Annotated in this window: 13 protein-coding genes; 5 read left to right on the plus strand and 8 right to left on the minus strand. The window is 61.2% G+C overall.

Annotated features, from left to right (window positions below; all coding sequences use genetic code 11):
- Positions 1-129: 129 nt before the first annotated feature.
- Positions 130-564 carry a nucleoside 2-deoxyribosyltransferase gene (locus tag BFAL_RS10275; protein WP_055428297.1) on the plus strand — a complete coding sequence of 145 codons (435 nt, stop codon included), beginning with the start codon at positions 130-132 and terminating at the stop codon, positions 562-564.
- A gap of 130 nt (positions 565-694) precedes the next feature.
- Here BFAL_RS10275 and BFAL_RS10280 read toward each other — a convergent pair whose 3' ends face one another.
- A complete protein-coding gene (locus BFAL_RS10280) occupies positions 695-1999 on the minus strand; it encodes a class I SAM-dependent methyltransferase (RefSeq protein WP_055428284.1) in 1305 nt (434 codons plus the stop codon).
- A gap of 477 nt (positions 2000-2476) precedes the next feature.
- Here BFAL_RS10280 and BFAL_RS10290 point away from each other — a divergent pair, with 477 nt between their 5' ends.
- Positions 2477-3898, plus strand: a complete 1422-nt coding sequence (locus tag BFAL_RS10290) for a site-specific integrase (RefSeq protein WP_055428286.1) — start codon at positions 2477-2479, stop codon at positions 3896-3898.
- Between the two features lie 380 nt (positions 3899-4278).
- Here the strand turns inward: BFAL_RS10290 and BFAL_RS10295 are convergent, their stop codons facing one another.
- The 6 genes from BFAL_RS10295 to BFAL_RS10320 all read right to left on the minus strand — a co-directional run bounded on the left by BFAL_RS10295 (position 4279) and on the right by BFAL_RS10320 (position 7759).
- The gene (locus BFAL_RS10295; RefSeq protein WP_055428287.1) at positions 4279-5703 is read right to left on the minus strand and encodes a P-loop NTPase family protein; all 1425 of its coding nucleotides are present in this window, start codon (positions 5701-5703) and stop codon (positions 4279-4281) included.
- Positions 5704-5966: 263 nt separating this feature from the next.
- Positions 5967-6155 (minus strand): hypothetical protein, encoded by a 189-nt coding sequence (locus BFAL_RS10300; protein ID WP_055428288.1) that lies wholly within the window; start codon positions 6153-6155, stop codon positions 5967-5969.
- 209 nt (positions 6156-6364) lie between these two features.
- Positions 6365-6610: a hypothetical protein gene (locus tag BFAL_RS10305; protein WP_055428289.1), complete on the minus strand. Its 246-nt coding sequence runs from the start codon at positions 6608-6610 to the stop codon at positions 6365-6367.
- On the minus strand, positions 6597-6932 hold the full coding sequence (locus BFAL_RS10310) for a hypothetical protein (protein WP_055428290.1): 336 nt from the start codon (positions 6930-6932) through the stop codon (positions 6597-6599). The genes BFAL_RS10305 and BFAL_RS10310 overlap by 14 nt, the downstream gene beginning before the upstream one ends.
- Before the next feature lie 72 nt (positions 6933-7004).
- Positions 7005-7286 carry a hypothetical protein gene (locus BFAL_RS10315; RefSeq protein WP_152973655.1) on the minus strand — a complete coding sequence of 94 codons (282 nt, stop codon included), beginning with the start codon at positions 7284-7286 and terminating at the stop codon, positions 7005-7007.
- A 59-nt stretch (positions 7287-7345) separates the two neighbouring features.
- Positions 7346-7759 (minus strand): hypothetical protein, encoded by a 414-nt coding sequence (locus BFAL_RS10320; RefSeq protein WP_055428292.1) that lies wholly within the window; start codon positions 7757-7759, stop codon positions 7346-7348.
- A gap of 317 nt (positions 7760-8076) precedes the next feature.
- Here BFAL_RS10320 and fucO point away from each other — a divergent pair, with 317 nt between their 5' ends.
- Positions 8077-9228: a lactaldehyde reductase gene (gene fucO, locus BFAL_RS10325; protein WP_055428293.1), complete on the plus strand. Its 1152-nt coding sequence runs from the start codon at positions 8077-8079 to the stop codon at positions 9226-9228.
- Between the two features lie 182 nt (positions 9229-9410).
- Here the strand turns inward: fucO and BFAL_RS10330 are convergent, their stop codons facing one another.
- Entirely contained in the window at positions 9411-10391 is a 981-nt protein-coding gene (locus BFAL_RS10330; protein ID WP_503089874.1) for a glycosyltransferase family 2 protein, read from the minus strand.
- 75 nt (positions 10392-10466) lie between these two features.
- Here BFAL_RS10330 and BFAL_RS10335 point away from each other — a divergent pair, with 75 nt between their 5' ends.
- Together BFAL_RS10335 and BFAL_RS10340 are read left to right on the plus strand one after the other, a co-directional pair.
- Positions 10467-12101: an AI-2E family transporter gene (locus tag BFAL_RS10335; protein WP_055428295.1), complete on the plus strand. Its 1635-nt coding sequence runs from the start codon at positions 10467-10469 to the stop codon at positions 12099-12101.
- The gene (locus BFAL_RS10340) at positions 12101-13324 is read left to right on the plus strand and encodes a glycosyltransferase family 2 protein (RefSeq protein WP_055428296.1); all 1224 of its coding nucleotides are present in this window, start codon (positions 12101-12103) and stop codon (positions 13322-13324) included. Before BFAL_RS10335 ends, BFAL_RS10340 begins: the two co-directional genes overlap by 1 nt.
- Positions 13325-14116: the final 792 nt, after the last annotated feature.

Genomic DNA, 14116 nt, shown 5'->3' on the forward strand with positions numbered 1-14116 from the left:
CCCCGATTTGCGCACCAAAATCGCGCCGAATAAGGGGAGTATTCCACATCGTGGTCATATTATGGGCTTTCGTCCGCACAGTGAACGATGCGGCGGTCATGCGGGGGCGGCGGCGTTTCAATGGTGGGCATGAGCGATACGCAACACGATCATTACGATTTCTATGTGGCCGGTCCGTTCTTCGACCCAGAGCAGGCGTCGAGCATGGAGCGGCTGGAGCGCACGTTGGAGGATCACGGCAGGAAACTGTTCAAGCCGCGTTTCGTCAGCCAGATCGAGGAGGTCGGGCCGGAAGGGTGCTTCGCCGACGACATCGCGGGCATCAACGCCGCCGACGCCGTCATCGCCAACCTCATGGACGAGGATGCCGGCACGATGTTCGAAATCGGCTACGCCTACGCGCTCGGCAAGCCGGTATACGGCTATCGCGATGAACTCACCCCGATGGACCGCGTCAACCTCATGGTCGCCCAGGCCGTGAAGATGGTGTTCGCCGGCCCGGAGGATCTTGCGAAGTACCTCGAGACCGGGGAACACGAGGAAGTGGACTACATCCAGTTCTGAGAATCATCCGCGAACACGGCTGCGAACACGGAACCGGCACATCGCAAAACGCGCCTCGCCTCCACGATTGGAAGGCGGGGCGCGTTTTGCGATGCGATGTGATTACGCCACGGCCGTCAGCGCTCGGCGCTCACGCCTTCCACCACGGGCGCAGCGGGTACCACTTGCCGTCCGGGTGGCCCACGCGGTCCGGGCGCACGGCGAGGAACTGGTGGATCTGGATGCCGTCGAGCTCGAAGTTGAGCGCGCACGCGGCCATGTACAGTCCCCACACCTTGGCGCGCTCGAAGCCGACCTGCTTCACCGCGTCGTCCCAATGCTCGGAGAGGTTATGGTTCCAATGGTGCAACGTCAATGCGTAATGCTGGCGCAGGTTCTCCTGATGCACCACGTTGAAGCCGGCGTCATGGATGCACGATTCGATGAATCCGGGCGCGCCCAGATCTCCGTCCGGGAAGATGTAGCGGTCGAGGAACTCATCGGTGCCGGGCTTGCCGTCCGGCTTGTCGTGGCTGATGGTGATCTGGTGGTTGAGCAGGCGTCCCATTGGCTTGAGCAGCTTGAACATCTCCTCGAAGTAGCTCTGGTAGTTCTTCACGCCCACATGCTCCATCATGCCGATCGAGCAGATGCCGTCGAAATCGCGCTCGGGCACCTCGCGGTAGTCCTGCACGCGCACCTCGGCGAGATCCGTGAGCCCCTCGCGCTCGATCCATGCGTTCGCGTATTCGGCCTGCTCCTCGGACAGGGTGACGCCCAACGCCTTGATGCCGCGCCGTGCGGCGGTGATGACCATCGAACCCCAGCCGCAGCCGATGTCGAGCAGACGCTCGCCGGGCTGCAATCCCAGCTTGTCGAGGATGAGGCGCAGCTTGTTCGCCTGCGCGTCCTCAAGGCTCATGTCCTCGTTCTCGAACACCGCGCAGGTGTACGTCATCGAGGGGCCGAGGAAGTCGGCGTAGAACTCGTTGGACATGTCGTAGTGGAAGCTCACCGTTTCCGAATCGGCCTTCTCGGTGTGGGGGAGCAGTCCGCGCTTGATGCGGTCGAACTTGCTCGGCCCCTCGGTGGCCGGCACCGGAGGCTTGCGGTACCCGTGGCTCAGGATGCCGGCGGAGACGCGCGCCACCGACAGCGGTGTCAGGGGCTTGACGTACTTGGCCATCGAGAACAGGGCGCGCAGCGCCGGGTACGGGTCGGCGTAGTCGATGCCCTCCACATCGAAGTCGCCGAGCACGTACGCGCGCACGACGCCGATCTCGTTGGGGTGCGTGAGCAGCTGGTACATGCAGTTCGGCGACGTGATGCGCACCTTGAGCGGCGCGTCGGCGCGCCCGAAGTGCGATCCGTCGAACGCGTCGACGCGCACGGGCGCCTCATCGCTCAGGAACAGTCCCACCATCTCGCCGACCGTCATCGACTTTCCATTCGCCATGTTCTTCCCTTCTTCCATACGATGCGTGCATGATGATGCGAAGCCATGGGTTTGGTCCTAACCGCCCCAAATCCGAGGTTCATCTTAGTCCCGCGTTTTTTGGAGGAAACGCCGCTATCCGTATGGTTATCGGCCGGGGCGGTGCCTGGACGACCGCCCTGACGGACCGTTTCGTAACGGTGTTGAACAGCGGTGCGGAACAGCGGTATGGGAACATCTCCAGCGTGTTTGCAGTGAACGTTCACGTGGACGAGTACACTGGGGAGACGTCGCGGGAGATACACCGGTGTGTGTGCCCCGCACATCGAGAACTGCATAGAAACGAGCACATGCTTAAAGGAGAGCACACATGGTCTATCGCATGATTTTGCATCCCATATACTGAATTGTTGGAAAATAGCCTTTTCTTCTTCCTGACGTTGCGCAAAAGCGCAACTTTTTGTGTCATTGATTGTGTCATTGTGATACGCTCAAACCATGCGAAAAAAGGACGGCCTCGCGGGGCACGACTGCATCATCGAGACGACGAACAACTCGAAGCCTGTATACAAGGCAGTGCGGTACTACTACGACGCTGAAGGGCGGCGTCGATTCATCACGGGGTTCGCCCCTCGGCCAGCGGATGATGCACCGCAGATCGAGAAGGACGCCGCGCGGCAGGCCGCTATCCTTGCCTTGCAACGGAACGTCCAGCGACGGCTCGAAACCCCACGCCCGGTACGGAGCCGGAAGCACCGTCTATCCGAGGCTATTGATGGTTGGTGGGAAGAGAAGGATCTGAAGAACATAGCGGATTCCAGCCGCGACATCTACGAGCGTGAGATCAAGAACCACCTACGACCCAACGGTGCCGAGCGTCCAGACAAACCAATCGCGGAATACACGACGGACGAGCTACAGGCCATCGTGGACGAACACCCTAGCGTCGCAAGGTTCATACAAGGCATCTGGGGCTATGCCGAGCGTATGGGATGGCTACCAAGGGGAAAGAACCCCGCGAAGTACCTCAGGATCGAAAGCAAGCCGAAGGTACGCGATTCCCAAGAGCGGTACGTGGAGGACTGGATCCGTCATGCGGGACGTCTGCTCTACTGGCTCAGCGACCCAAACAATGCCTACCACCGACGCTGGTATGCCTTTTTCCTCATCGAGCTTGTATGCGGCCTGAGACGCGGTGAGGTATGCGGTCTGAGGTGGGGTTGCGTGGATCTGCGCGCCACGCACGAATCGATACGTGTCGAGGGTACCGTCATCGAGGTAGGGGGAAAGCGTCGAGAACAGCCCTACGGCAAGACCGACTCATCCCAGCGAACCGTACATATGCCCCGACGTGTAGAGGATGCACTACTGGCCATACGCCCGGCGCATCCAGACCCGAACGATCTTGTGTTCCATACCCAACGAGGAACCCCGCTCAAGCCCAGCTATACGGGGGAGCAATGGAACATCATCCAGCGAGCCTTCTACAACGGGCTTCATCCATCCGAACCGCTCGACAAAACGCAATGGAGCAAGGGAGGCTATACCCCGTATCGCTGGAGACAACACGACAATAGACATATTTTCGCGAGCATCCTTGAGATGGAGGGCATCGATTTTGCCGTGCGTCAAGACCTATTGGGCCATGCCCGGCCAAGCGTGACCGACCGCTATACCCAGACCACGAAGGCAAAACGACGCGAGGCCATCGAGCTTGTCGATGACGCATTGCTCTACCACGGTGAACCGGACAAAGACAGGATAGCGGCCCAATGGATAGACCAGCGCAAGCGAAAGTCCCAGCCGATCCACATCACCGGACCGGTCCAGCCCAAAGACACAGTGGAGGAGCTACACAGACTCGCAAGTGGTCTCAAGCCAAGGCAAAGCACGAGCCAGATACGGAGGAAGACCACCTGAGCCGGAGAACCAATTCCAGCCCATGCCCGTACAGGGTATCGAAAAAGGCCGGAATCGCTTCTCAACGTTCCGACCCTTCATCAGCGTCAAGCATGTGCTTTGTCTTGGTTGATAGTTCGATTTCAGCGTTCCTCAACCCCGCTCGTCTGCGGCCCCTACACGACCAGCACCCCGGCCCCTGCCACACCCGGATCAGCCGAGGCCACGGACGCACCCGAAACGGGCCGACGGAACGAACGGACAAGCAAGGACTCCGGCAAAGGCCACCTCATTTGTCCGTTCGTTCCTTTCCTCGGCCCGAGGGCGCATCCCGCACCTCGACACCCGGCGAGGCAGAAAACCGAACACGCTCAGCACATCGGAGCCGCTACGAGCGGGAATCACACCTCATCCCAATCTCCATCGGCTTGTGCCTTCGCTTGTTTCGCTTGCAGATCCGCTACTTGTCCGTCCCGCTTCGCTCTCTGCTCGGCCAGCCGCTTTTCGGAATAGCCCAGCTCCTGCATCATGGACAGGATGCTCTCCTCTTTCGGTAGGTCAGGCCAGACCGGCCCCGACACTTGCTTGAATCGCACCGTATCGAAATCGTCATCCAGCGTCACTTCCACCGTTGAGACTCGACGCTCCAAAACACCATCCCCGTCATGGGCCAGATCCTCTTCCGAATACCAATCCCGCATAGGAGCATTGGACGAAACGATCAACAACGAGAAAAGGGCATACTTGTCATGATACCTTGCGCTGAGCTTCGTCCCCGGTCGCCCGTTGTACCATCTTGAAACATCTCCCAGCGGTGGTATCCAGCCACGGCCAAAATCATCCCAAATGACCGTATCCTGACCGAGATAGTCATCGAACGGATGCTCACCCTGCGCTTCAAAGTATGACCGCCCCCGGCGCTTTGCGAGACAGCCAGCATACAGCGTCTTTCCCACACCCGGCTTTCCCACGAGGCACAAGATACCAACGTCCCTCATGCCGCTATGCCATGCCCGATGCTTCATGCCAGCCGCAAAAGCCCTATCCAAATCCCTTGCATATGTCGTCAACGACAAATTCTGAGCTATCAAATCATCCGGATCCGTGCCTTCGAAGGCCTTTTCCCGTGCCTCGTCGCGAGCCACGAGATCTTCCCTTTGGCCTTGCTTGCCTCCCATCACAAACCCATCCGACGTGTATGGGCCAGCGACCCGCGTAGCCTCCTTGCTGCAATACAGGTCAGCGGCTTTCTTCTTCGACACCTTGCGGCAATAGACGTCATACGGAAAGTACTTCAGGAATTTTGAGCCGTCTATCCGTGGTGTGTACACGACCATCTGTGCATGAGCATAGGGGGCCTTTCCATCTTCAGCGTTCGATCCAAGCTCGATCTGGAACTCCCATTCCCAATCCTTGCCCCTATCGAGAATGGCCTTCAGCCTTGAAACAGCCTTTGCGTACCGACGTGCGTCATCCTTGGGATACGTCTCATCCACCCCTCCCAGCGTCCATACCGGGACGGTCAGAAAGAACGACTGGCATTGACGACCCAAGTATCGGGGATTTTCCTTGCCGTCCAGATCCTTCTGCATTGAGATTGCGGCCTGAGATGCAGATGGACGGAACATCGCTTTGTCGCATACGCTACGGCATCCCTCGGCATATAGCCAGCGCCAGCCCAAGGACTCCGCATCATCGAAATCATCTTCCGGGCTATCCCACGGCACCGGGAGTGCCGTATTGCCCCTACCTCGGCCTTCCACGCGCTTCACGACGATTGATCCATCGTCCTGCCGGATATACTTCTTCATGTCGAAACCTTTCATTTCGTTGCCCCTCGGAGACCCAATCTCCGGGGGGCTTTTCTTGTGTTGCCCAGTCCTATATCGAGGCCTCTTTGTGTATGAAGTTGAGCAAATGTGTATGAAGTTCAGGGCAAATGTGTATGAAGTTCCAATGCCCCGCGAGGCCTACTCCCACAAGGGCTTTCAGCATTTGTGTATGAAGTTGCCACGTAGCAAGGCCTTTCAGGCCAGCCGCCGCACGGCGGCGGCGCTCCGTGGCAACTTCACCAGCCGGATCCATGTATTCACCTTCCCCGTTCACGGGCAAAGGCCTGAGCCTCATCCAGCCTGTACAGCCACCGACCGCCGTGCTTGATGCACCATCCATCGAAGCGCCCGGCGATCCGCAGTTGCTTCACACGTGACGGATCCCGGCCAAGGAGCCTCGCGAAACTTGCCGCTGACAGGTACAGCACCCCGTCGATCTCATACATCCCTTCTCCTTTCCAAGGACGAGGGCCGGGCGTCGGCCCGACACCAGCCCAGTCTCGCAAGACCACGCATAGCCCCGGCGTCGATGACCCGGCCCCTTCCAGCTCATTCCCCCAATACGCGCGACCCGTCATAGCGAGGCGCTCCACCTACGCGCGGGGATACGTACAACACCGTCAAGATGCCGTAGTCTCGTAGGTGTCCAGCCGACTCACAAACCGAAGCGCTTCTCCCGCTCCGCAGACTCAAGACGATCGCGTTCATCCCAATAGCGCCGGTTGGCCTCCTCCTTGCGTTTCAGCTCATCCGACTGAGACACACAGGCCCATGCGACAACGGCCAGAACGAGAAGGGCTATCAGGCCCAGCACCCAGCCCGGTACGGGAACGGTGACCCACGTCGTCCACCACGACGGATCAGACGGGCGCGGGTGCGTCAGCCACTCACCGATACTCATTGCCACTCTCCTCCCCGAAACTCATGCGACGCCGGGGCTTGCGCAGTACTTGCCCGGTAGGCCTCTCTCCATTTCTCGAAACCGGCTCGGGTGAATCGAACGTCACCGACTCCAGACCGTTCGGGTTCCCCTGAGGCATCCGTTCCCGGCGCTGAGGGGCCTCCTCCTGGCCGTTCACGTACTCCTCGCACAGCCAGATCATCAGCTCGGTCAGCGTCTCGAATCGACGCCCCCGGCCTACGTCCCGATACAGACCGTCCTTCAGGGACGGATTGATCCAGAACTTGACGGCTTCCTTCCCGTCCTGCCTTGGTTTTCCCATGGCATTTCCTTTCCACAGCGACACCGACCAAAGCGGCCATCGCACCACACACAAACCCGACCAGAAACAGCATCACTCTTCGATCTCCACATCTTCCAGTCGCGCTCCGCGCTCCATCTTCAATTGCTCCACGGCGTTCAGCACCCCCACCGGGTCGAAAAGCGCTTGAAAAGCATCATCCCCAACAGTTCTTTCAACATACGAACCATCGGCCTGATAGGAGCGAGAAGGGATGCCCTTCCGATCGGCCCATTCAACGAACTCGGACACCGAAACGCCGGTGCCTTTGAGGCAGACGGACAAGGGGTAGATGCAGTTCACGTCGAACGGCAAAGCAACATACTCAGCGGTCATCTCATGGCCTTTCCCTACGAGAAGGGGGCCAGCCTCAGCCAGCCCCTTCCCTTGCTTCATCACTTGGCCTGCGGCTTCTGAGCCGGAACAAGATTGTCGACGAGCACCGAGCAATTCAAGGTGTTGTTGAAGGCCGAGAACGTCACCGTCACGCTTCCCTCAGGCACGAAATCGGTGCGCCGGGGGATTGACATCGGCTGACGCACCCGCACCTTGACACCCTTCACCTGAAGCTCATACTCACCGGTGGTCGGATCCAACGCGGCCGCCTCCAGCCCGCGAGCCTCATACGCGGGCCTCCCATCGAAAAGCCTCTTCCTATCCGTGGGCTTTTTGTCCTCCCATTCAACGATCGGGCTAGTGGCCTCCACGCGCGTGTTGGATGAGAAGCGCCATCCGAAGACCTGCTCGAACTGCTCAGCAGTGAGGGTCAGCTTGCCGGAATACACCGAGGCGGAAACAACATCAGACATGTCAGAACCTTTCTGTCTACCTACTCACGGGCCTTTCCCGTGCGTCACTATCCCTATATCGAGGAGAGCAAAACCCGGAAAACCCCGGTACAACGAGGAAAACGCAAAAAACCGCCTTCCGACGGACGGGTTTGAAAAATGTGAGATACATCACACTCGAAAAATGTGAGCTACGTCACACTATGGCAAATAGCGGGACAGGTACGCGCACGGCGCTATACTGGAACCGACAACAAGAAAATGTGTCATTGATTGTGTCATTTGGAACGAGCCAAGCGGCACAAAACCCAGCAATGACAAGGCAAAGGAGCATATTCATGGTCTATCGCATGATTTTCAACCAGACCGCTTACTTCGGCCGCGGTGCCATCAAGGAAATCCCCGCCGTCGCGAAGCAGCATGGCTTCACCAAGGCGTTCATCGTCACCGACCCGGTCCTGCTGGAGACCGGCACCGCCGAGAAGGTCACCAAGGTCCTCGAAGAGGCCGGCCTGCCGTATGAGGTGTTCTCCAACGTCAAGCCGAACCCGCCGGTCGAGTGCATCCAGGACGGCGTGAAGAAGTTCGCCGAATCCGGCGCCGACTTCCTCATCGGCCTGGGCGGCGGCTCCCCGCAGGACACCTGCAAGGGCATCGGCATCATCACCGCCAACCCGGAGTTCGCCGACGTGCTCTCCCTCGAGGGCGTCGCGGACACGAAGAACCCGTCCGTGCCGATCTTCGGCGTGCCGACCACCGCCGGCACCGCCTCCGAGACGACCATCAACTACGTGGTCACCGACACCGCGAACAAGCGCAAGTTCGTGGCGGTCGACCCGCACGACATCCCGATCGTCGCGTTCGTCGATCCTGACCTGACCGACTCCATGCCGCGCGGCCTCAAGGTAGCCACCGGCCTCGACGCCCTGACCCACGCCATCGAAGGCTACATCACGCCGGGCGCGTGGAGCCTGTCCGACTGCCTGTCGATGCAGACGATCCGCATGATCGCGAAGAACCTCGCCAAGTCCGCCGACGGCGACGTTCCGGCCGGCGAGCAGATGGCGTACGCCTCCTACATCACCGGCATGGCCTACTCGAACGTCGGCCTCGGCCTGGTGCACGGCATGGCCCACCCGCTGGGCGGCCGCCTCGGCGTGGCCCACGGCGTCGCCAACGGCATCCTGCTCGCGCCGGTCATGGAATACAACAAGGACTACACCGGCGAGAAGTACCGCGACATCGCCGACGCGTTCGGCGTCGAGGACGCCTACACCGGCGATCTGGAGAAGGTGCGCGAGGAGGCCGTGCAGGCCGTCCACAAGCTCACCGTCGACCTGAAGAACCCGACGAAGATCTCCGAGGTCGGCGCCACCGAGGCGGACCTGGCCCCGCTCGCGCACGACGCGTTCAACGACGTGTGCACACCGGGCAACCCGCGCAAGCCCACCGAGGAGGACATCCTCGCCATCTACAAGTCGCTGATGTGATGTGACCGGTTCACGGTCCTCTGCTCCGGGGAACCGTGAACCGGAAACGAACGGAAACGCACAAAGCCCGGAATCGGTTTCGGCCTGATTCCGGGCTTTGCCGTGTTCGTTCGCACCAGACGTCGGTTCATGATTCCGTGGAAATCATGATTCCGTGGAAAGGGAAATCGTGAACCGGAGGGTCACTCGTGCTTCTCGTCCCACTCCTCGTCGGTGGGGGTCTCGTCGTAGAGCTCCTTGCCTTCCTTCTCGGCGAGCTTCATCTGCTCGTTGATCCACGCGGCCTCCGCCGGGTTGATGTCCGCCGAGTCCAGCACCTTCTGCCACACCGGGTAGAACAGGTGCATCACCGGGTACATGGCGGTGAACAGGATCTCCGGCTTGTGCTTGCGCCAATGCTGCGGGTGCGCGTCGAACGTGTTCTTGAACCGGCGCATGTAGTTGCGGAACGAGCTCAACGACGTGTCCATGCGGCGCGCGCTCATGCCGGCGATCATGCGCGGCGAATACACGGTCTTCAGCCCCTTGCCCATCAGGTGCAGGGAGATGTCGATGTCCTCGTGCATCACGTCGGCCTTGTCGCGGCACACTTCGCCGGAAATCTGCCGCCATGCCGAGGCGCGCAGCGCCATGTTCGAGCCGAACAGCAGCGGCTGGCCGCCGTCCGCCCGGTAGATGCGCTTGCGCAGCGAATTGTCGCTCTTGAGACCGAAATGCCGCGACGGCATGTCGTAGTACATGACCGGACCGGTCGCGCCCATCGCCTCCGGGTCCTCGGTGAAGATGCCGGACACCACCTCCACCCAGTCGGGCTTGATCATGCAATCCGCGTCGAAGCGCCCCAGCACGTCGCCGGTGGCGTGGTCGAGACCGTAGTTGCGCGTAGGAATGAGCCCCTGCTCGTCATTCTGATGCATGAGCTTGATCGGAGCTTCCGGATGCTCCTTGATGAACCGTTCGACAATCGCGCACGTATCATCGGTGGAACGGTTGTCGACGACGATGACTTCATACGGCATCACGGTCTGCCGGATCGTGTTGAGCAGGCAGTCGGCGATGCGCTCGGCCTCGTTCCAGGCCGGAATGACGATCGAGACGTTCAGCATGATTCCCAAGGATAATGTCGCCGGCGTACACGCGGCGCCCCGCCCCTCCCGCCACAGGGTACGTGCGGGGTACGCGCGGGGAACAGCGGGTGAACACCGGAGCCTCCCGCATCTGTCGCTACAATGGGGGCCATGAACCAAAGCGCGCGCGACCAAGCCTCGACCGAGGGCACCGAACAACGTTGGGATTTCGGTACCCTTTTCCCGATGAAGGGCGATCCCCGCAGACCCCCGGAATGGTTCAGCCGCTCACTGCTGTACGTGGCCATCGCCATCATCGTCTTCGCCTTCTGCTGGCGCTCGTGGGGCAAGATCTCCTATCTGGTGCTCGACATCATCATCTCGCTGTTCCTGGCGCTCGCCATCGAGCCGATGGTGGTCGCGCTGGTGCGTCACGGCTGGAAGCGCAGCATCGCCTCGCTGGTCGGCCTGCTGACGGTGGCGCTCGTCCTCGGCGTGCTGTTCTCCCTGTTCGGCAGCATGTTCGTCCAGCAGATGATCGCCATGATCAACGGCATTCCCGGCACGTACGAGCAGATCAGGGACTTCGTCGTCGAACGCATGGCCGTCGAGATGCCCGATATGAACAATCTCGGCAACGAGATCATGAAATCCGACCTGCTGAAGAACTTCCAGAGCTCGTGGGTCACCAACTTCGCCGGCACCGCGATCAGCACGGTCGGCGGCCTGTTCTCGTTCCTGCTGCAGCTGCTCACCGTCGTGATGACCACGTACTACATTTCCGCCGCGGGCCCGAAGCTGCGCCGCTCCTTCTGCCAGTGGATGGCGCCGGGCATGCAGCGCCGCTTCCTGCTGGTGTGGACGGTCGCCCAGGACCAGATCTCCTCGTTCCTGTTCTCGCGCTCCATCCTCGCGCTCATCAACGCGACCTGCACCGCCATCTTCCTCGAAGTGCTGCACGTGCCGTACTGGCTGCCGCTGGCCCTGTTCTGCGGCGTCGTCTCGCAGTTCATCCCGACGGTCGGCACGTACATCGGCGGCGCGCTGCCGGTCCTGTTCGCGTGGGGCAACCGCGGCTGGACGTATGCGGTGGCGGTGCTCGTGTTCATCGTCGTGTACCAGCAGATCGAGAACCTGCTGCTGTCGCCGATTATCTCCCGCCGCACGATGGACATCAACGAGGCGGTCGCGTTCCTGTCCGTGCTCGCGTTCGGTTCGCTGTTCGGCGCGCTCGGCGCGTTCCTCGCGCTGCCGGTCACCGCCTCGCTGCAGGCCATCTTCCGCGCGTACACGCGACGCTACGAGCTGGTCGATTCGCCGCTGATGAACGATCCGGTCGGACGCAAGTCGAAGGTGGTCGCCGCGTCCGAAGCGTTCAGCGAGCACGTGCTGCACCCGGTCGTCGAGCATATGCCGCGTGCGGCGAAGGGGTCGACGAGCCGCGTGCCGATGAACGACGAGATCCGTCGTCTGCAGGAGGAGATCTACGCGATCCCGTGGGACGAGTCCGGTGCCGGCGTGGCCGGCGGGAGCGCCGCGGACGAGGATTCCGCGACCGTCGCGATTCCGCAGGGCGTGCTCAAACGCAACGCCGCGAAGGGACTCGCGGGCCGCGGCGCGGATGACGCCGCGCGGGACGCGGATGACGACGCGCATGATGACAGCGATACGGACGAGGCCGCGCGGGACGAGGATGACGACGGCGCGAGCGGTTCCGACGCGCCCGCCTCCGCGGACGACACGCATGATGCGGCCGGTTCCTCCGATTCCGGTTCCTCCGACAATCCCCGTGCGAGGTGGCGCTGATGGTTCTGCTCACCGTACTCGACGTGCTGCTGGTCGTCATCGGCGGTGCCGGCATGGTCTATCAGGGTGCGTGCATCCTGATCTCGCTGTTCTCCAAACCGGTGCGATTCCCGGACGCGCCGATGGACAAGCGTTACGCGGTGCTCATCTCCGCGCGCAACGAGTCGAAGGTCATCGGCAACCTCATCGACTGCATCCACCGGCAGACGTACCCCACCGATCTCATCGACATCTGGCTCGTCGCCGACAACTGCACCGACGACACGGCCGACGTGGTGCGCGCCAAGGGATGCCACGTGGTCGAACGCCACAACGACAAGCTCATCGGCAAAGGCTACGCGCTCACCTACCTGCTCGACCACATGGTCGACGAGGGATTGGCCGACACCTACGACGCGTATTTCGTCTTCGACGCGGACAACAAGCTCGACGAGCACTACTTCGAGGAGATGAACAAGGCGTTCCAGTCAGGCTTCCGCATTCTGACCAGCTACCGCAATTCGGTGAACCTGAACGACAATTGGGTCTCGTCCGGGTCGGCGCTGTGGTTCATCCGCGAATCGAGGTTCCTCAACAACTCGCGCATGCTGTTCGGTTCCAGCTGCCATGTGGGCGGTACCGGATTCATGTTCTCCAAGGAGGTCATGAAGCGCAACAAGGGCTGGAAGTTCCATCTGCTCACCGAGGATCTCGAGTTCACGATGGACTCGGTGCTGCACGGCGACCGCGTCGGCTACTGCGGCACCGCCATCCTCTACGACGAGCAGCCGGTCACGTTCGCGCAGAGCTGGCGGCAGCGGCTGCGGTGGAGCAAGGGGTTCCTGCAGGTGTTCCGCTACTACGGGCCCTCGTTGATCCGCCGCGCGGTGCGCGAGCGCGATTTCTCCGCCGTCGACTTCACGCTGCTGCTGTGTCCGTTCACCGTGCTCGGCGTCGCCCGCGTGCTGCTTGGCGCGCTGTTCGCCGCCTTCGGTTTCGTTTCCTGGGCAAGCCAGTTGGGGTCGCTCGCCGGTTGGGCCAACGGCATCGTCCTGTCCGTGCTCGGCATGATGGCGCTCGCCGGTCTCACGATCGTGGCGGAGCGCGGGCATATCGGAGCAACGAACAAGGAACTGTTTGCCTACGTGCTCGCCTTCCCTATTTACATGCTCTCCTACATCCCCATCTCCTTCCAGGCCATCTTCTCCAAAGCCCAATGGAAACCCATTGCGCATAAGGGCTGACGCGTTAAGCGGACAGTCCGGTGGACTGTCCGTAGCGTCAGCCTGAGCGAGGCGGTAGCCGAGCGAGGGCAGGTCTGGGTCTCGCCGTAGGCGAGTCCGTTATTGCTGGGCCGGAGGCGACGCGTTAAGCGGACAGTCCGGTGGACTGTCCGTAGCGTCAGCCTGAGCGAGGCGGTAGCCGAGCGAGGGTGGGTCTGTGTCTCGCCTTAGGCGAGTCCGTTGTTGCTGGACTGACGCGTTAAGTGGACAGTCCGGTGGTCGAGCCGTTAGGCGGACAGTCCGGTGGTCGAGCCGTTAGGCGGACAGTCCGGTGGACTGTCCGTAGGCTCGGCCTGAGCGAGGCGGTAGTCGAGCGAGGGTAGGTTTGGGTCTCGCCTTAGGCGAGTCGGTTTTTGCTGGACTGTCCGTAGCGTCGGCCTGAGTGAGGCGGTAGCCGAGCGAGGGCGGGTCTGAGGCTTGCGTGTAGTACGGGTCGGCGCTTGTTGGATGGCCTGTAGGTCTGGTCTAAGTGAGGTAGTGGCTGGGCGAGGGCAGGGTTGGGTTTTGCGGAAGCGGGGCGGTCGCGTGCGATGCCGGCGTTTGGAAGTACCGTTCCTGCCGAGTTGGCCCGTTTCATGTCCGGGCGTCGTTTCCATTCCAAGTGCGTTTGCACTGTTCCAAGCTTGGGACAAAAGCGATGCTGGAAGACCCGTCAGCGTCGTTATCGTTCCAAGCTTGGGATGGAAGCGACGAGCTTGGAGCACGGCAGACGCGCTTGGGATGAAAGTGCCGCGGAAATGGACGGATTAAGAA

The sequence above is a fragment of the Bifidobacterium aesculapii genome, assembly GCF_001417815.1.
Classification (GTDB): Bacteria; Actinomycetota; Actinomycetes; order Actinomycetales; family Bifidobacteriaceae; genus Bifidobacterium; species Bifidobacterium aesculapii.